This window comes from Paenibacillus sp. BIHB 4019 (assembly GCF_002741035.1).
In the GTDB taxonomy this organism is placed as follows: domain Bacteria; phylum Bacillota; class Bacilli; order Paenibacillales; family Paenibacillaceae; genus Pristimantibacillus.
Genome location: NZ_CP016808.1, coordinates 1,068,726 through 1,088,092, shown reverse-complemented (window position 1 = coordinate 1,088,092; position 19,367 = coordinate 1,068,726). Strand labels below are relative to the sequence as shown.

The following is a 19,367-nucleotide window of genomic DNA, read 5'->3' as shown; positions in this document are numbered from 1 at the left end:
ATGCAGCATCCTATTTTTCGTTGTAGTGGCTTATGCCCTGCGGAAGATAGATTTTGGCGGACACAGCAGCGCCTATTTCGACCGAATCACAGGTTTAGAATAATCTGCGGACTCAGGAGCCGCTAATGCGCTGTCCATCACCATTTTGATGGGGTTTTTAGAGCAATAACGGATTTCCTGTCCGCGTACTGCCTGAAATCGAATAAAAAGCCATAATAGCGTAATCTCTGTCCTTCAAAAATAAAAGTGTGCGCCCAAGTCCCGAGCCCAGATAGCTATCAGCACGTCATTCAAAATAAAACCTGCTTAATATTTAATGGAACTAACCAACTTGGAAAAACAAGTTTCGCTACGTATGCTCAAATAGCTCAAATAAGCTGGCTTCTGTTGCAACCTTAAGCATGCTCAAATAAGCGGGTTTCTGTCGAAAGCTTTAGGCAGCGCCACCTTCTAGCCATCATGCATTTTATCCTTCATTCAGTCCTTCTTAACAGGAACATGCATCGAGGACTCACGGACGATCAACCGATGGGGAATAATCGTGCTGGACTGGTGAATCGGTTCGTCTTGGATGAGGCGGACAAGCTTCTGCGAGGCGGTGTAGCCAAGCTGGTAAGTGCCGATATCGGTGGAGCTGATCGGAGGCGTGGCAAGCTCTGAGAGCGCGATGTTATTAAAGCTTACGATGCAGATATCGTCTGGAACGGAATAGCCAAGCTCCGTTAATCCACGCAGTACGCCGAAGGCGACTACATCATCAATGACGATGAGCGCGGTAGGGCGGTCAGGCATTTCCATCAGAAAAGACATCGCTCGAAAACCGCTCTCCTGCAAAAACTCCCCCTCCACGACCCATTCCGAGTTCAGCTTCAGCCCAGCGTTAGCTAAAGCTTGGCGATAACCCTCCATTCGGTCGTAAGATACGGTCAAATTCCGCGGTCCGCTGACAAAGCCGATTCGCTCATGGCCCTGCAAAATCAAATGCTGGGCCGCATCATAAGCCGCCTGCACATTATTGTTGTTGACCGTTAAAATATGCGGATTCGAATCGTCTGTACGCCCAATTAGCACGCTTGGAAATCGCTGCTCATTCAAATATTGAATAAGCGGATCTTTCACGCGGGCGGATAAAAGAATGACGCCATCAACCCGGCGTCCTAGGACGAGGCGGGATACCGTTTCAATTTCATCATGCTCGCCTGTGGCGGTGGTAAGCAGCATGTCATAGCCGGCTCTGGTGGAATGGGTCAGTATGCCCCGCAGCAGCTCCCCGAAGAAAAAGTCCTGGAACAGCTCCTCCGCAGGCCTTGGCAGCATAATAGCCAGTGTATTGGTTGTTTTGGAGACGAGGCTTTTAGCCATCGCATTCGGATGATAGCCCATTTCCGCCATAATGCGTTTTACTTTATCTGCGGTTTCTTTACTGATGCGGGGGTGCTTGGAGACGACCCTTGATACCGTCGAAGGAGACACGCCTGCCGCTTTTGCAATATCTTTTATCGTTACCATCGTTTAATCGGGCTCCTGTCACTTGAACTATGCAATCGTTTGAACACTACAGTTACATGTTAATGCAAGCGCTATCGAAAAGTAAATATGCCGGCATCACAAAAGTGGGAAAATGATGAAATTATAAGCAAATGGAAGGAAAATGCAGTGAGCAAGCGAAACAATTGGATAATTCCAGAAATTCGAGCTGTGCAAACGTTTTAACAAACCTTTGTCCATATTGTATGATGAATTCATTAATCAAGCGCTTACATCACAATTAACGAATAGAATCAAGCTATTTTATTGATTTCAAGCTGCTTGAATACTTTTCGCACGATCTTTTGTACAAACGTTTGCACAAAACAGAGGGGAACGTTTGAAGCATCGGTATCGGTAGGCGTGCAACAGAGGCAACACATTATGGAGGGGGATTTTTAATGATGAAAAAGTGGTTGGGAGTATTAATCGTCTGTGTGCTCGTATTTACTTTGGCGGCATGCGGCAATGCGGGCAAAGACAGCAATAATGCGATTACGCCGGAAGCTTCTTCGACGCCTGCAGAGCCAGGTGGCAATAATGCGGTCACTGAGGAAGAAGGCGAGCTGCTGCCGGAGGATGGAGCAAGTCTCATCATCTGGGAAGGCAAATCCCAGCGCAATTTTGTAGAAGCGTTGGCGCAAGAGTTTACGGAGCAATATGGCGTTCCAGTCAAGCTGGAGGAGGTTGAAAATCCCGATCAGGTGACGAAGCTGACGACGGATGGGCCGGCAGGGCTGGGAGCGGACGTCGTTGTATTCCCGCATGATCAGATTGGGCGCGCCGCTTCTGCGGGTCTCGTGCTGCCGAATGATTGGTTCGGAGAAGAAACGGCAAGCGAAAATGACCCTAATGCCGTCAGTGCGGTAACTTTTGAGGACATCCTTTATGGCTATCCCCGTTCCGTTGAAACGTATGCGCTGCTTTACAATAAAAAGCTCGTTTCAACCCCTCCGAAAACGTTCGACGAGGTTATCGCTTTCAGCAAAACGTTTAATGATCCGAAAAAAAATAAATATACGATTATGTGGGAGCTTCAGCAATTTTATTATGATTATGCATTCCTTGCTACGACGGGGGGGTATATGTTCGGCAGCAATAATACAGATAAAGAAGACATTGGCCTAAACAATGACGGTGCTGTCGAGGGAGCAAAGTTCCTTGCTTCGTTGAAGGAAAGCCTGCTGCCGCTCAATACAGGAGATATTACTTTTGATATAAAAAAGGGACTATTCATCGAAGGCTCCTTGGCGATGGATATTAATGGACCATGGTCACTCGCGGATTACAAGGCGGCCGGAATGGATCTTGGCGTAGCGCCGCTGCCATCGATTGGCGGGAAGCCGATGAGTTCTTTCTCAGGCGTTCAAGGCTATTATGTAAACGCCTTTACGAAATATCCGAATGCGTCGAAGCTGTTTGCACGATTCCTGTCTACGAAAGAGTCGCAGCTTCGCAACTTTGAAATGAACGGCACGATTCCGGCAAACTTAGAAGCTGTTCAGGATCCTAAAATTCAAAACGATGAAATTACGAAAGCCTTCTATGAGCAATTTTCGCATTCTACGCCAATGCCAGCTATCCCGCAAATGGCAAGTGTATGGGGGCCTATTACAGCCGGCATCGCCGATATTTGGGACGGGGGAAAGGATGTGAAAGCATCTCTCGATAACTCGGTATCGCAAATTAAAGATGCTATTGCCAGCCAATAAAACGATAGCGACAGCTTGTTTTCACCCGCCGGAGGAGCAGCGGCGGGTGATTTTTAGTCTGAAGGGAGCCGGAGCGCAATGAAGCAGCATCGCACAATTGCGGTACTATTATCGATCGTGCTGCAAGGTTTAGGGCAAATTTATAACCGGCAGTGGTTAAAGGGCATTCTTTTTATGCTGCTAGAAGTGGCGGGCTTCATCTATATTGCTCCACGACTCGGTGGGGCGATCTGGGGCCTTGTTACATTAGGAGAGAAGACGCAGAAATTCGTAAAGGTTGGCAAAGTGGCGCAAATGGTCAAGGGCGACCACTCGATTTTTTTAATATTGGACGGGTTGATTATTTTATTTCTCGTATTTGTTCTGCTGGGCGTGTACGTGTGGAATATAGCAGATGCTTATCGCAATGGCAAGCTGCGGGATGAGAAGAAGGCTGTAAACACGTTCAGGCAATCGTATGAACATGCAACGACCTTTTATTTTCCTTATTTTATGCTGGCGCTTCCGGCGCTGGGCGTCCTTTTTTTCACGATTATGCCTATCGTATTTACGGTCATGCTCGCTTTTACAAACTATTCTGCTCCTGATCATATTCCGCCGGCGAAGCTTGTCGATTGGGTTGGGTTCAAGACGTTCGTTGATCTTGTGAAAATGAAATCATGGAGCCACACGTTTGTTGGCGTGCTGGTCTGGACGATTATTTGGGCCGTGCTGGCGACGGTTACGACTTATTTTGGCGGAATTCTCGTTGCTCTGTTAATCGAGCAGAAAGGCATTCGCTTTCGGAAGCTGTGGCGCACGATTTTTATTATTCCGTATGCGATTCCACAGCTCATTTCCTTATTGGTAATGAAAAATTTGTTTAATGGCCAATTCGGGCCGATTAATCAATATTTAGGCTATTTTGGGCTTGGCGGACTGCCGTGGCTTACCGATCCTTTCTGGGCTAAGGTAACGGTCATTACCGTCAATATGTGGATTGGCATACCTGTCAGCATGGTGCTTATTCTTGGCATTTTGACCTCGATTCCGCGTGATTTATACGAGGCTGCTGATGTGGATGGGGCGTCGACGCTGCAAAAATTCCGCATTATTACGATGCCGTTTATTTTGTTTTCAACGATGCCGATTTTGATTATGCAGTTTGCAGGCAATATTAATAACTTTAATGTGATTTTCCTCCTGACGGGCGGCAATCCGGCGAAGGGCGATTATCAGTTTGCCGGGGCGACCGATCTGCTGATTACTTGGCTGTATAAGCTGACGCTCGATAACAATAAATATAATGTGGCTTCCGCCGTTGGCATTATTATCTTTTTAATCGTAGCTATTTTCTCGATCTGGAATTTCCGGCGCTCGAAATCGTTCAAAGAGGAGGATATGATCCAATGAGAAAATGGAAAAATAACGTCCGTCTGACCTTGAGCTATGCGCTGCTGCTGTTGATTTCGGCAGTCGCAATCTATCCGGCGCTATGGGTCGTGTTGTCTTCGCTGCGCCCGGGGGGCTCGCTGTACAGCGAGCATTTTTGGCCCAGACAATTTACGCTTGTCCATTATGCGGAGCTGTTTACGAGCAAGGCTTATCTATATGGCACATGGTATTTGAATACGCTGAAAATTGCCGTCGTCACGATGATTTTATCGACCATACTCGTTACGCTCAGCATGTACGCCTTATCGCGTTTCCGCTTTCGCGGACGCAAGACAGCATTGACGGTCATGCTGGTGCTCGGCATGTTTCCTAGCTTTATGAGCCTCATTGCGATCTACATTATATTGCTGCAATTAAATTTGCTTGATACGCATATGGCGCTTATTCTCGTCTATTCAGCGGGGGCCGCGTTAGGAGGATTTATTGTTAAGGGCTTCTTTGATACGATTCCCCGCAGCTTGGATGAAGCGGCGAGAATCGACGGAGCATCGCATTTGCAAGTATTTGCGAAAATCATGCTCCCATTGTCAAAGCCAATGCTGACCTACGTGGCGCTGACCTCGTTTACTGGCGTATGGGGCGACTTTATTTTCGCAAGGCTGGTGCTGCGTACGAAGGAAAACTGGACAGTGGCCGTGGGAATGTGGGATTTGGTCAATTCGCTGCAAAATAGCAATTTCACGATGTTCGCTGCTGGCTCCGTGCTGGTTGCAATACCGATTACGCTGCTCTTCATCTTTCTCCAGCGGTTTCTCGTACAGGGACTCACCTCTGGCGCTTCGAAGGGGTAAGGCGATGGGGATTAGAGCGGATGAAGGAAAGTGCGCCAGCGTTAAAGAGGCATGTCTAGCTGCTCTTATTCTGTTGCCATTGCTGTTGCTCGTTGCTGCATGCAGCAACGACTCTGGCTCCAGTTCTAGTTCTAGTTCTAGTTCTAGTGACAGCCCTAGCTCCAGCCCCACGCCCAGCTCAGAAGTAGGCAGCTATGATGTGGATGAACAACCCTCCACTGTGTATTATGAAATATTCGTGCGGTCGTTCTATGATACGAATGGCGACGGCATTGGCGATCTGAACGGTGTAACCGCAAAGCTGGATTATTTGAAGCAGCTTGGCATAGGGGGCATTTGGCTTATGCCGATTCAACCCTCGCCAAGCTATCATGGCTATGATGTGACAGACTATTATGCGATAAATCCCGATTATGGGACGATGGAGGATTTGCACAAGCTTCTGAAAGAGGCACATGAGCGAGATATTAAGGTCATTATGGATTTGGTCGTAAACCATACAAGCACGGAGCATCCGTGGTTTAAGGAAGCAGCGGCAGATGCTGCAAGCCCTTATCGCAGCTGGTATCATTTTGCTGAACAGGATGAGCGGGTGCAGTTGGACGGGGCCGTTGGAAGCAATCCTTGGCACGCTGCCGGGAGCAGCCGTTATTTAGGCGTTTTTTGGGAAGGGATGCCGGATTTGAATTTTGACGAGCCTGCCGTAAGGGGCGAGATGATCCAGATGGGGCAGTTTTGGCTGGAGCAGGGCCTTGATGGCTTTCGGCTTGACGCAGCCAAACATATATATGGCGATTTTGCTTCGACGCTAAACCTTGATGCTGTGAAAAATAACAACCAGCGCTGGTGGCAGCAGTTTCGCAGCGGACTTGCGAAGGTGAACCCGGGCGTCTTTCTTATTGGCGAGGTATGGGATTCAGTGACGATTGTTGCGCCCTATTTGGATCGGGCATTTGATTCGGCTTTTAACTTTGATTTGGCGGGCAGCTTGCTGCGCGCAGCGAGTTCAGAGAGCGACCCGGATGCTGCTTATTCTCTGAATCGGGCCTATAAGCTGTATGGAGCTGCCTCTGAAGGGGCGTTTACCGATGCTCCTTTTCTGAGCAATCATGATCAAAATCGTGTGATGTCGGTGTTGAACGGAAATGCAGCGCATGCCAAAACGGCTGCCTCTTTACTGCTGACACTGCCCGGCAATCCCTTTATTTATTATGGGGAAGAAATCGGAATGAAGGGCATGAAGCCAGATGAGCATATTCGCGAGCCGATGCTTTGGTACTCCTCATTAAGTGGTGGTGAAGGGCAAACGACATGGGAACGCTCCAGCTCAAATGCCGACCCGAATGCGATATCAGTGGAAGCGCAGCTCAACGAAGAACAATCGCTGCTGGCGCATTATCAAATGCTGATTGGGTGGAGGGATGAGCTTCCGGCTCTGCGGGACGGCGGCATCGAGGAATATCGCCTTGATCCGCCATTGAGGCAGGTTAGCTCGTATATAAGGGCAGCTGCCAAGGAACGGGTGCTCGTGCTTATTAACTTGTCCAATGAGCAGCAGATTGCCGAGCTGCATGAGCAGGAGCCGTTCGGCTTGTTCGATAAGGTGATACGTGCGAGCCATATAGGGGTGGAGATTCAAGAAGGGGTCATAAGCTTGCCGCCATACAGTGTGATTATTGTAAAATGAGGCGACTGGAGTGGGGCTGAGTTTAAATGCAGCCTTGCTTCAAACGTAACCGCGCTTGAAACGAAACGGTGAAAAAGGAGAAAGACAGGCGAGCTTGCTGCCTGTCTTTCTCCTTTTTAAGGTTAAAAATAAAGCTTGCGCCCGCTGCTATTGCAGCTTTTGTTGCAGCAGCACCTCATAGCCATAGGCTGGCAGCTGCAGTGTGATGCTGCCAGACTCTGCATATCGGGTTTGTTCGGCATGCTGAAGCAGAGACAACCACTCATAACGCCCGCTTAGCGCTTGGGCGGCTGCTTCTTTTGCTGTTACTGTTACTGTTGCTGCTTCTGCTGAGGCTTCTGCTGAAGGCAAATCGCCAATTCTGCTCATTATTCCGTTCACTGATGTGTTTTGTAACGTGCTGCTGGCCTTATTGCTCCTCATGCTGTCCGCCTTCAGGTCCACGCTGCTTTCGTCTGCACTTGCGGCGACCTCCCGCGAAGCTTCCTCAACCGCTTTAACGTCTAAGCGAATGCTGACCTCTGCCGGTTCGGCTCCGGCATTCATCGCGATAACGATTCGCTCGTCGCCTGAACGGCGCTCATAAACGATGATGCGCCCGGTTTCATCGGCATGGATGAAGCGAATGTGCGCACCGCGAAGAGCGGCATAGCTGAGCCGCAGAGCGATCGCTTGCTTAAAGAAATCCAGCAGCGCAGCATTCTGTCCCTCTGATTCCCACACCATGCATTTGCGGCATTCGGGATCGCCGCCGCCACTTAAGCCGATTTCATCGCCATAATAAATGCACGGGACGCCGGGATAGGTCAGCTTGAACAGGGTGGCCAGCTTCATCGCGCCAAGCTCATCTCCGCAAACCGTCAATAGCCTTGGCGTATCATGGCTGCCTAGCAAGTTGAAAGCCGTCTCGGTTACCTGCTGCGGATAAGCGGCGAGCTGGGCGCCAAGCGCATTAGCGAAGGAGGAAGGATCCATTGTCTGATAAGCGAAAAAGTCGAGTACAGCATTCGTGAACGGGTAATTCATGACGGCGTCGAATTGATCGCCCTGCAGCCACATCATCGAGTCATGCCAAATTTCACCGAGGATGTAGGCTTCGGGATTCGCTTTTTTCACAACGGCTCGGAACTCGCGCCAAAACTGGTGATCCACCTCATTGGCGACATCGAGCCGCCAGCCGTCGATTCCGATTTCTTCAATCCAGTAGCGGGCGGCCTTAAACAGGTATTCCTTCACATCGGGATGCTCGGTATTGAGCTTTGGCATCAGCGGCTCGAAGGCGAACGTCTCGTAGGTGGGTATGCGGTCTACTACACGCAAAGGCCATTCCCGCACATGAAACCAATCGGCATAAGGAGATGCCGCACCGCGCTCAAGCGCATCAACGAAAGGCGGAAACGTTCGTCCAGAATGATTGAATACCGCATCCAGCAGCACGCGTATGCCCCGTTGATGGCAGGCGTCCACCAGCTCCTTGAGCTTCTCATTCGTGCCGAAATGCGCATCTACCTTCATATAATCCTCGGTGTCGTATTTATGGTTAGTCGTAGCTTCAAATAAAGGATTGAAATAAATAGCGTTTATTCCAAGCTCGTAGAGGTAATCCAGATGGTCAATAACCCCCTGAAGATCGCCTCCGAAAAAATTGCGTGGAGTCGGATCGCCGCCCCAAGCCTCAGTCGCTTTAGGATTCAAAGCAGCATCGCCGTTTGCGAACCGCTCTGGAAAAATTTGATAAAATACAGCATCCTTCACCCATGCAGGAGGGGCAAATACATCAATAGGGTTCATATACGGATAGTCAAAAAAGCTGTTCGAGTTTTCCGGCATCGCCCCATGAAAGCCCGTCTCTGTCAAAATGAGCTGCTCCAAGCCGCTAGTCAGCTGGAAGGCGTATCGCAGCCTGCGAAAAGGCGGTATTACCGCAGCTTCCCAATAGTCAAACAAGGCGTCGGACGATAGCAGCGACATCTCAATCAGCTCCTGGGTTTCCTTCCAGGCATATTTGTCGCCAACGATGGCGTGGACTTGGTCCATATCGCCTTTTTTGGTGCGCAGGCGGATATGCAGCGTTTTTCCGTCGTAGGCATACGCCCAGTTTTGCTTTGGCCGATGATAAATAGCTTCCAATAACATCATTCCACTCTCCTCAAGTTTAATGGCTTAAACGAGCAAGAAGAACGCAAAAAAGGTACAACCCGCACCTTCTCAGCGAGGTTGTACCTTCTCCATAATCGATCTGTATTCGATCGTAATGTGTTGGGTAGCATTGCCTTTATCTTCAGCTTTGATTATACATCTAAAAGGGAAATCATGCCATCATTTGTTTTGGGAAAATGAGCTTAAGCATGGACCGAAGCGGCATGAACCTGGGCTTCCAGGAAACGCTCGGCGTCGAGCGCAGCCATACAGCCGCTGCCGGCAGCAGTAATCGCTTGGCGATACTGGCGATCCTGTACATCGCCACAGGCGAAGACGCCAGGGATGTTCGTCTCGGAAGTTCCGGGCTTCACAATGATGTAGCCTTGCTCATCGGTGTCGATTTGACCGCCAAGGAAGCCTGTGTTCGGCGTATGCCCGATCGTAATGAACACGCCGTCTGCCTCGATCAGCTCTTCTTCGCCTGTTTCATTGTTGCGGACTTTCAGGCCTTGAAGCCCGGCATCTCCGGCTGCCACCTCAAGCGGGGTGCGATCGAGGCTCCAGGAGATTTTGTCGTTGTCGCGAGCGCGGTCCTGCATGATCTTCGAAGCGCGCAGCTCGGAGCGGCGGTTAACGACCGTTACTTCCGACGCGAAGCGAGTCAGGAACACTGATTCCTCCATGGCGGAGTCGCCGCCGCCGACAACGAGAATTTTTTTGCCGCGGAAAAAGAAACCATCGCAGGTTGCGCAAGTGCTGACGCCGCGTCCAATGTTCTCCTGCTCCCCGGGAATGCCGAGATATTTCGCCGAAGCGCCGGTTGAAATAATGACCGATTCCGCTTGCAGCTCGCCGATTCCTTCAACATCAAGCGTATAAGGGCGTTTGCTGAAATCAACGCTTTTTACAGAGCCAGTGCGGAATGTAGCGCCGAAGCGCTGCGCTTGCTTGCGCATATTGGACATCAGCTCGCTGCCGAGAATGCCGTCAGGGAAGCCGGGAAAGTTTTCGATTTCGGTCGTTGTCGTCAGTTGGCCGCCTGGCTGCCAGCCTTCAATAACGAGCGGCTCCATGTTGGCGCGAGCCAAATAAATAGCAGCGGTTAATCCCGCAGGTCCAGTACCGATAATAATTGTTTTATGCATAAATGATTGCCTCCATTCGATAGCTTCTGATCATAAATTCTAGTTTAAAATTATTACAATTAACGGGTACTGTCAAACATGTTCATCTTAAATTCATCTATATGTATTATGGTAAGGGAAAGTCGAACAACAGGGGTGATCCGCATGCCGAAAATTTTAGTCGTAGATGACGATCCAAACATTCGTGAGCTAGTCAGCATTTTGCTGCGCCGTGAAGGTTTTCAAATTATAGAAGCACAGGATGGACAAGATGCGCTGGAGCGGTTGGAGACGGTGCTGCCGGATTTGGCTGTTATTGATGTCATGATGCCGCGCATGGACGGCTGGGCCTTATGCGAAACGCTGCGCGCCTCGTATGATATGCCGCTGCTGCTGCTGACCGCTAAAGGCGAAACGGCGAATAAAGTAAAAGGCTTCGGCCTCGGAGCCGATGATTATATGGTTAAGCCATTTGAGCCGCTGGAGCTGGCTGTACGCATTAAGGCTTTGCTTAAGCGCTACCGCATTGCGGCTTCGCAGACCGTGGAGCTGGGGCAGCTGATTCTCAATTTGAGTGAATTTCATGTCACGATGGCAGGCAAGCGGATCATGCTGCCGCCTAAAGAGTTTGAGCTGTTGTTCAAGCTGGCAAGCTACCCGGACAAAACATTTTCAAGAGAACAGTTGATTGAGCAAATATGGGGCATGAACTATGAAGGGGATGAGCGGACGGTGGATGTGCATATCAAACGGCTGCGCGAGCGTTTTACCGAGGAAGAGGCGGGCATTCGGATCGTCACGATTCGCGGACTCGGCTATCGAATGGAGGAGCTTGAATGATTCGCAGCCTGTATGTTCGCGTGACCTGGACGTTTCTGGTCATAGTGGTCATCAGCATGGGCATCGCTTATTGGATGGCGGATCAAATTTTCACTAGGGATTTAAGCGGACAATTTCCGGCCCAGCTGGATCGCTCGATTGTGCGGATTGAGCAGCTGTATGCGGCTTCCTCGCCGAAATCCTTGAGCATATTCATCAAGCAGGTTGCCGATATGCAAAATTTAGCGATTGTAGCCGTTGGCCGTGGTGGCGAAATCATTGAGGCCGGCAAGACCAGCGCAGAAATCACGCAGCTTCTAACCCCGGCAATTATTGAAAATGTTTTCTCTGGACAATTGCAAATGCTGACCAGCGAGGAGGAGGGCGAAACCAGCCGGCCGTCGTCGCCTCCGGCTTTGGGGCGCAAAGCTGTGCTTGGCGAGAGTGATTGGGCGTTCTTCGTTCGGCCCGATCGCGTGCCGGAAATTCGCAGCTTTCAGCGCAACACCTACACCATATTGATCACGCTGCTGGTCGTCGGCTGTATTCTAATTCCGATTGCGGCCCGCTACTTGGTCAAGCCGCTGAAAATGATGACCGAAGCGACGAAGCGCATCGCCACCGGAGATTTCACTGTACAGCTGCCTGTACAGCGCCGGGATGAGCTTGGCAATTTGGCCGACAGCATCAATCGCATGACAGTAGGCTTGTCGCAGCTGGAGACGATGCGGCAGGATTTTGTATCCAACGTCTCCCACGAAATTCAATCGCCGCTGACTTCAATCGGCGGGTTCGCCGAGGTGCTGCGCAGCGAGCAGCTGACCGATGAGGAACGCGATCGCTACGTCGGCATTATTAAGCAGGAGAGCAGCCGCTTGTCCCGGCTGAGCGAGAATTTGCTTAAGCTGGCTTCGCTGGACTCGAAGCAGCATCCCTTTGAGCCGCGTGCGATCAGGCTGGACCGCCAGCTGCGCGACGTTGTGCTTTCATGCGAGCCGCAGTGGATGGCGAAGCGGCTCACGGTTGAGCTGCTGATGGAGGAGACGGTCATCGTCGCGGATGAAGATCAGCTGAGCCAGGTTTGGAACAATCTGCTGGCGAACAGCATGAAGTTTACGCCGGATAATGGGCACATCCGCATTACGCTGTCCGAGGAAAACGGCTGCGCAATCGTGCGTATTGCCGATAACGGCAGCGGCATTTCCCCGGCTGATCAGGAGCGGGTATTCGAACGCTTCTATAAAGCGGATACGGCGCGGGACCGGATGAAAGGCGGCAGCGGACTGGGGCTGTCGATTGTGAAGAAAATCGTCGATATTCACGAAGGTTTAATTGAAATCGAATCCAGCGTCTTAGCCAGTGTGGGGAAAGGGACACCATCCGGCACAACGATTCGGGTCATGCTGCCGCTTCATTCGGCACTGCTGCAAACGGCTCCGGCCGCCAGCGGTGAGAATGACGTAGGCTAGCTGGAAACAGGAGCCAAGACAAGGTATGATGAGGAGAGCTCTACACGAATAATTAGCGAAAGATGGAGGCGGCGACGTATGGGACAAAAGGTACGCAAAGCGATTATCCCGGCAGGCGGACTTGGGACAAGGTTTTTGCCAGCAACGAAGGCGCAGCCTAAAGAAATGCTGCCGATCATAGATAAACCAGCGATTCAATATATTGTAGAAGAAGCGGTGCAGTCGGGCATCGACAGCATCGTCATTGTGAGCGGCCGCCATAAACGGGCGATTGAGGACCACTTTGACAAGTCGGTTGAGCTTGAAGGAGAACTGGAGGAGCGCGGCAACGAGGAAATGCTCAAAGTTGTGAAAGAAATTTCGCAGCTGGCCGACATTTATTATGTTCGCCAGAAGGAGCCGCTTGGTCTCGGACACGCGGTGCTGTGCGCGCAGCGTTTTATTGGCGACGAGCCATTTGCAGTGCTGCTCGGAGACGACATTTTGACATCTGAGCCGCCATGCCTGAAGCAAATGATCGATCGTTACGAGCAGTATTCTTCCTCCGTCGTGGCTCTGATGGAAGTGCCATGGAATCAGACGCACAAGTATGGCATTGCCGATATTCGGGACGAAGCGGGGCATATCCGTGAACTGATCGAGAAGCCGCTGCCTGGTCAGGCGCCGTCGAATTGGGCCGTTGTAGGGCGCTATGTGCTGGAGCCGGCTATTTTTGACCTTTTGTCTAAGGCCGAGCCAGGCAAAGGCGGGGAGATTCAATTAACGGACAGCCTGCAACGGTTGAACGAGCTGTCGCCGATTATTGGACATCGCTTTACAGGCAAGCGCCATGATGTGGGAGATAAGCTGGGCTTTGTCCAGGCGACGATTGATTTTGCTCTGGAGCGCGAAGATTTGCGGGAAGACGTCCGCCGCTATGTGCTGGAGCGTCTGGCTGCCTATACGCATAGCTAGTAGGCATGAGGCGTTGATGTATTTTTGTGTCAATTCAGTAAATTAATTTCCTGCTCATCTTTTTTTAAGGTTATTTTCATAAACCGGTTTTATAATAACACTACATTAAGTAGTTATAGCAAGGTGTGAGGCAGTCTTGGGAACAAGTGACATTCAGACAAAAGGGCTGGAGAGGTTTTTTGGCCCGCTGGAGGCAAAGATTATGACCATCTTGTGGTCGCAGCCTGATAGCTACATCAAGGATGTACAGCATAAGCTCGAACAGGACAAGCCATTAAATTTCAACACCGTCATGACCGTCATGAATCGGCTTGTAGACAAGGGGCTGCTCGTGAAATCATCAGGCAAGCCTTCGAAATATGCGCCTGTGCATACGCAAGAGCAGTTTCTGAGCATTCAGTCCCGGGAGCTTCTTGAAGATCTTGGCCCACTCGTCGTCAACTATATGTTCGATGCGATGGAAGAGGTTGATGAGGAACTGCTGGATAAGCTGGAGCAAAAAATCAAATCGCTTAAAGAGGGCAGACGCCATGAGCTGGAGTCTTAGGTCGAAATGGGTGTTTGGCTTGTGCCTAATGCTGATTGGGTTCACGCTGCTGCAAATGGGCATGTATGCGACGCATACGCTGTTCGGCTGGGAGAAGGCGGCGTTTAATGTATTTGAAATTTGCGAGAGCCTCATTAAGAGGTACAGCCTGCTGCTCCTTAGCTACATGATGAAGCTTGCCGTCTTTGGGACGTTCGTGCATCTGATGTACGTTACGGTGAAGCATTGTCTCGGCGTACGGGCTGCAAACCGTAAAATGAGCATTTTACAGCATGGAGGTTTATCGGATGAACTGAATGCGCGGTATTTTGCAGGCAGCAAAGCGATCATGGTCGTTTCGCATCCAGAACCGATTGCGCTGACGCTTGGTTTTCTTCGTCCCAAAATCATTTTATCTACTGGGCTTCTCGCTCTGCTTGATAAGGAGGAGCTTGAGGCGGTCATCGAGCATGAGCACTTTCATTACCGAAATCGCGATCCGCTGATGATTTTGATTTTGCAGGTAGGCGCAACGGTGCTGTGGTATATGCCGATTCTTCGCTTTGGAGTCGAGCAGTACAAAACGACCCGCGAGCTGTTAGCCGACCATTTCGCTTTGCAGCGGCAGGTGAGCGAGCATAGTCTTGGCAGCGCGCTGCTCAAGCTTGTGAAATTCAGCCGTGGGGAACGCAGCAGCCGGACCTTCGTCCATGCTTCTTTCGCCGACCATTCGATTAATTATCGGTTAATGAGGCTGTTGAATCCCGAGTCGCAAGAGCTAAGCATGCGTTTTCCAGTGGTGGCCTTGGTATTATCCATACTGACCTTCGGATCGATTTCCGTCATGTATCTTCCTATTATGCTGTAGAAGTTCAAGCTTGACGCTATACTAACCTTTCAAAATGCAAGCTTTATGCGAAGCGCATAGCTCCCTTCAGGGAAGGCGCGCTTCGCCTTTATATAACTTATAACACTACATATTGTAGTTTTAAAAACAAAGGAGGATTTTACAATGAAGAAGAAAAATGTGGTTATTGGTGCTGTCGTTGCGGTTGTTTTGCTAGGTGGAGCAGGTGCATATGCCATGTATGATTCGTTTACGGGCAACAACAAGGAAATCAAAAGTGTTATTGGCACGGACGCTGCCGCTACTAACAGTGCAGCAGGTACGGCTAGCACAGGTTCTGGCTCTACTAATGGTGCAAGTGGTACGGAGACGGCTTCTGCTGGCGCTGTAGCGGATGTAAACGGAGCATGGACCATTGATTCCACTTCCAATGTGTATTTCTCGGTTACGACTTCCCGTGAGACGGTTAACTTCGAAGTAAATGGCGTAACAGGCGCTTGGAATGTAGATACGGCGGATGCGGCAGCTAATGCGGCGGAGGCAAGCCTCGATATGAACGTACTAGATTCGGGCAACAGCCAGCGTGATGGGCATGTGAAGGGAGCGGATTTTCTCGATGTGACCAACTTTGCGAACCCCACGTTCAAGGCGACATCATTTGAGGCGCTGCCAACGGAAGTGAAGGACGGCGAAACGTTCCCGCTCATCATGACTGGCGACTTGACGATTAAAGGGATTACGAAGGAAGTTGCTTTTACTGGACAAGCGGCATACAGCGGCGGCAAGCTGAATGTGGAGAGCGAGACGGTCGTCACGTTTGAGGACTTTGGCATGCAGAATCCGCATAACGTCGTGATGGATACCGAAAATAACGTTACCGTGCAGCTGCGCCTTACTCTATCGCAAAACGCCTAACACGCGCTTGGCGAGCCGCCAAGCGGTATCTTCTTTAAGCAAGAGCAGGGCTTAGGCCTTGCTCTTGCTTTTTTTTTTGGAGATAGAAACGTAAACATATAGTATTAAGGTAATTATCTTATTTTGGCTAATTCATTAGGAATGTTATGATAGGATAGGCTAAAGCTGATGCGGGTGAAGCGAGCAGGCATGCTCGCCTAATTCAACTATAAGTTTATTAAGCTTATTAAATTTTTTAAATTTCCCATCATTTAAAAATGGAGATCATTTACTATTTCATATAGAATAGAGGGAAGGACGATTAAAGTTTGATTGCGTCAGGAGATGAGCACAGGTGCATTGCCAACATTGCGGAAATAAATACGAGCCTAGTGCCGTTTACTGCAGCAAATGCGGGAAACCGCTGCTTCAGGACGCGCAGGCAAATGAGCAGACGCAGGCCATTGTCATTCAAGAGCATGAATTATTCATTCGGGAGGCAAGCGCCTCATTAGTGCCAGAGCAAGCGCCAGTACGAAACAGAAGAACCCGTGCCGGGGCTGGGCGTAAGTTTATTATTGCGCTCGTGCCTGTTGTTGTGTTCATTTCGACGTCTGCCGGGGTATTTTCTTATTACATATATGAAAGCGATTTGAATGATCATGTCGCCGAATGGCATGAGCAAGCGAAGCAGAAAGCTTGGGGAGGCAAATATCGCGAAGCGATGGTCCAGCTTGAGAAGGCAGCGAAGATGCGTCCTGCCTATGGTGCTCTTCAGGAGGATATGGATATTGTCAACGAGGCGGTTGCGATCGAAAATAAAATTAACCTCCTTGCCAGCGAACTGGACAATGGATCTTTGACGGAGGCTGGAGCGCTAGTGAAGCAGCTGAATACGCTGCTTGCAGGCCGGGAGGAGCAGATTTTTTCTCCGCTGCGCGAGGCGTTTGCCGATTTAAATGTTAGAATGGTCGTTGTACAGGTGCAAAATGAGCTGGACCAAATAAATTCGCTAGATGCTTTGGCGGTGAAGCTTAATACCGTTAATGGTTTAGGCGGCGAAGAAGCGGTAGCTGTGCGCAAGCAAATTGTGGACAAAATCGCGATTGTATGCCAGCAGCAAACGAAGGAGCTGCTGCAGAAGAAAAGCTTCTCCGAGGCGATCGCCATGGTACAGAAGGGAATGGCCTATGCCCCGGAGGATACGAACTTGACGAAGCTGCTCGAAAGCATTCATGCGGAGAAGCAGGCATTTGAGCAGGCGGAGCAGGAAAGAATTGAGCGTGCGATGCAGAAAGCGGCGGAAGAGGATTTGCTTAACCAAACGGCGGCCGTTGAAGTGGTGAAGGTGGATACGAGCTTTGATGAAACGGGCATCTTCAAAATCCATGCCTTGCTCAAAAATGCTGCCACAAGGCCGATTTATTCCGTAGAAATCCAATATTCGGTGCGCGGCAAGGATAAACAGATTTTAAAGAAGGGTAAGTCTATTGCCATGCCTAACTATATAGAGCCTAACGAATCCTTTACTTTCGACGCAACTGTGGAAGGCATTGAAGAGACCGATGCTACTGTCGTCATCGATCATGTCACATGGTATTTGGACTAGGAGAAGATATTCATGAGAAAAGGAACTTGGCTTAGCCTGATCATGTCCGTTGCTTTTCTGCTTTTTGGAGCTGGAGCGGTCGTATTTATTCGTTCCGAAATTCCAAAGCAGCTCAGTGGCAAGCCGCTGCTTGCCGTGTCAGATACGCGCTCGGAGAAAACAGGCAAGCCGCTTAAAGACGTCATTTATGAAACACAGAAGCTGGTCGTCATGATTGAAAGCGGCAATGGCAAGCAGGGATCAGGCTTTTTGTACAATAATCAAGGTGATTTGATCACCAACGCGCATGTCGTATCCGGCGTTCATAAGGTGAAAATCCACACGTCTGATGCACGGGAGCTTGATGGCGAAGTAATTGGCATCAGCACGGAGACGGATGTCGCGGTTGTCCGCGTCCCAGGACTGGTTGGCGAGAAGCCGCTTAAGATGGTTCGCAATAAAAAAGCGGAAATTGGCGATGAAGTGATGGCGATCGGCAGTCCGCTTGGTTTTCAAAATACAGTAACGACCGGCATCATTAGCGGCTTGGGCCGTAATTTTACGATTGAACCGTACTCGTATAAGGATTTGTATCAAATTTCTGCGCCCATTGCGCCAGGGAACAGCGGTGGCCCTCTGGTCAGAAGAGAGACAGGCGAAGTGCTCGGCATTAATTCAGCAGGCATTGAGCAAGGTTCGATCGGGTTCAGCATTCCAATCGTCAATGTGCTGGCAACGGTGGAAGCCTGGTCGACGAAGCCAATGGAGGTGCTGCCTGAGCAGGAGGGCACGAATAGCACGGGCATGGCAAAGCAGGAAGCGACGATGAGTGAATATGCCAGCTACTTGGTTACACATTTTTACGACAGCTTGAACAATGCCGATTATGTGTATGCCTATTCCTTGCTGGGCGGCAGTTGGAAAGAGGGTACAAGCTATGACGCATTTCGGGAAGGCTATATGCCAACGCGCAATGTCGTCATCGACGATATGCATGTCACGGTCAACAACGACCAGCAAGCGACTGTGACGGCGATTATTTCAGTAGATGAACGAGTAAGCGGCAAAAACAAGCTGAGCAAATATCAGGTGATTTACGATGTCGGCTATGAGAACGATCAGCTCAAGCTGATAACCGGCAGAGGCAAGGTCATTGAGCAGGCCGCACATGAGAAAGAACAGCATTAACGCTAATTGCAGAGAAAGCCAGCATACCGAATGTGGGATGCTGGCTTTTTGTCTGCTATATAATTTGGAGGGGAATAATGATTAATGAAAATAATATATATCTTAAAGTAATCGCAATATTGATTTTGATTATTTCGCTTTTATATTTAAAATTCAATAAAAAATCCTCGCTTACTTATATGACTTTGTTTTTAATTTTCTATGTTTACATGATTAATGTTTTTAAATTGACGCTTCTGCCTATACCTATTGATCCGAGGGCTATTGCGGCGATGAAAGGAGAGACTGTTCAATTTTTTTATAATCTGAACTATATTCCTTTTAGAGCGTTTGATAAAAATATGCTGCTGAATATTATACTTTTAGTCCCCTATGGATTTTTTATTCGATATTTGACTCGCAAAGGAAATATTTTGATTCACGCTGTTTTTTTGGGATTGTTTTTTGAAGCAGCACAAACATTGATTTCATTAGCAACAAATTTTAACTATAGGACGATAGATATTGATGATGCTATTGCGAACTTCTTAGGTGTTTTATTAGGTTACGCTATTCATCTTATATTTAGTGTAATCTCATATAAGGTTCTGAATAAAATTTCAAATAAAAATAGCTTTTTAGAGCATATTTTTCAGGTATCTAAATTATCATTACGGAAATGACAA

Annotated in this window: 16 protein-coding genes; 13 read left to right on the top strand and 3 right to left on the bottom strand. The window is 49.3% G+C overall.

Annotation, left to right across the window (positions count from 1 at the left end; all coding sequences use genetic code 11):
* Positions 1–477: 477 nt before the first annotated feature.
* A complete protein-coding gene (locus BBD42_RS04650; protein ID WP_099517199.1) occupies positions 478–1,509 on the bottom strand; it encodes a LacI family DNA-binding transcriptional regulator in 1,032 nt (343 codons plus the stop codon).
* A gap of 419 nt (positions 1,510–1,928) precedes the next feature.
* Between BBD42_RS04650 and BBD42_RS04645 the strand changes: the two genes are divergently transcribed.
* The 4 genes from BBD42_RS04645 to BBD42_RS04630 all read left to right on the top strand — a co-directional run bounded on the left by BBD42_RS04645 (position 1,929) and on the right by BBD42_RS04630 (position 7,151).
* Positions 1,929–3,239 carry a sugar ABC transporter substrate-binding protein gene (locus tag BBD42_RS04645; protein ID WP_348272591.1) on the top strand — a complete coding sequence of 437 codons (1,311 nt, stop codon included), beginning with the start codon at positions 1,929–1,931 and terminating at the stop codon, positions 3,237–3,239.
* A gap of 78 nt (positions 3,240–3,317) precedes the next feature.
* Positions 3,318–4,631, top strand: a complete 1,314-nt coding sequence (locus tag BBD42_RS04640; RefSeq protein ID WP_099517198.1) for a sugar ABC transporter permease — start codon at positions 3,318–3,320, stop codon at positions 4,629–4,631.
* Positions 4,628–5,464, top strand: a complete 837-nt coding sequence (locus BBD42_RS04635) for a sugar ABC transporter permease (RefSeq protein ID WP_099517197.1) — start codon at positions 4,628–4,630, stop codon at positions 5,462–5,464. The genes BBD42_RS04640 and BBD42_RS04635 overlap by 4 nt, the downstream gene beginning before the upstream one ends.
* 4 nt (positions 5,465–5,468) lie before the next feature.
* Positions 5,469–7,151: an alpha-amylase family glycosyl hydrolase gene (locus BBD42_RS04630; protein WP_099517196.1), complete on the top strand. Its 1,683-nt coding sequence runs from the start codon at positions 5,469–5,471 to the stop codon at positions 7,149–7,151.
* A 147-nt stretch (positions 7,152–7,298) separates the two neighbouring features.
* Here BBD42_RS04630 and BBD42_RS04625 read toward each other — a convergent pair whose 3' ends face one another.
* Entirely contained in the window at positions 7,299–9,287 is a 1,989-nt protein-coding gene (locus BBD42_RS04625; RefSeq protein ID WP_099517195.1) for a glycoside hydrolase family 13 protein, read from the bottom strand.
* A gap of 206 nt (positions 9,288–9,493) precedes the next feature.
* The gene (gene trxB, locus BBD42_RS04620; protein WP_099517194.1) at positions 9,494–10,438 is read right to left on the bottom strand and encodes a thioredoxin-disulfide reductase; all 945 of its coding nucleotides are present in this window, start codon (positions 10,436–10,438) and stop codon (positions 9,494–9,496) included.
* Positions 10,439–10,582: 144 nt separating this feature from the next.
* Here trxB and BBD42_RS04615 point away from each other — a divergent pair, with 144 nt between their 5' ends.
* From BBD42_RS04615 to BBD42_RS04575, 9 genes are all read left to right on the top strand, one after another.
* Positions 10,583–11,257 (top strand): response regulator transcription factor, encoded by a 675-nt coding sequence (locus BBD42_RS04615; RefSeq protein ID WP_099517193.1) that lies wholly within the window; start codon positions 10,583–10,585, stop codon positions 11,255–11,257.
* The gene (locus BBD42_RS04610) at positions 11,254–12,705 is read left to right on the top strand and encodes a HAMP domain-containing sensor histidine kinase (RefSeq protein ID WP_099517192.1); all 1,452 of its coding nucleotides are present in this window, start codon (positions 11,254–11,256) and stop codon (positions 12,703–12,705) included. The genes BBD42_RS04615 and BBD42_RS04610 overlap by 4 nt, the downstream gene beginning before the upstream one ends.
* 78 nt (positions 12,706–12,783) lie before the next feature.
* On the top strand, positions 12,784–13,659 hold the full coding sequence (galU, locus tag BBD42_RS04605; protein WP_099517191.1) for a UTP--glucose-1-phosphate uridylyltransferase GalU: 876 nt from the start codon (positions 12,784–12,786) through the stop codon (positions 13,657–13,659).
* Positions 13,660–13,795: 136 nt separating this feature from the next.
* A complete protein-coding gene (locus tag BBD42_RS04600) occupies positions 13,796–14,206 on the top strand; it encodes a BlaI/MecI/CopY family transcriptional regulator (protein ID WP_481855916.1) in 411 nt (136 codons plus the stop codon).
* Entirely contained in the window at positions 14,190–15,053 is an 864-nt protein-coding gene (locus BBD42_RS04595; RefSeq protein WP_172455390.1) for a M56 family metallopeptidase, read from the top strand. The genes BBD42_RS04600 and BBD42_RS04595 overlap by 17 nt, the downstream gene beginning before the upstream one ends.
* Before the next feature lie 144 nt (positions 15,054–15,197).
* Positions 15,198–15,947, top strand: a complete 750-nt coding sequence (locus tag BBD42_RS04590; protein ID WP_099517189.1) for a YceI family protein — start codon at positions 15,198–15,200, stop codon at positions 15,945–15,947.
* A 334-nt stretch (positions 15,948–16,281) separates the two neighbouring features.
* Entirely contained in the window at positions 16,282–17,535 is a 1,254-nt protein-coding gene (locus tag BBD42_RS04585) for a zinc ribbon domain-containing protein (protein ID WP_099517188.1), read from the top strand.
* 12 nt (positions 17,536–17,547) lie between these two features.
* A complete protein-coding gene (locus BBD42_RS04580) occupies positions 17,548–18,702 on the top strand; it encodes a S1C family serine protease (protein ID WP_099517187.1) in 1,155 nt (384 codons plus the stop codon).
* Between the two features lie 77 nt (positions 18,703–18,779).
* The gene (locus tag BBD42_RS04575; RefSeq protein ID WP_099517186.1) at positions 18,780–19,364 is read left to right on the top strand and encodes a VanZ family protein; all 585 of its coding nucleotides are present in this window, start codon (positions 18,780–18,782) and stop codon (positions 19,362–19,364) included.
* The last annotated feature ends 3 nt before the right edge of the window (positions 19,365–19,367 follow it).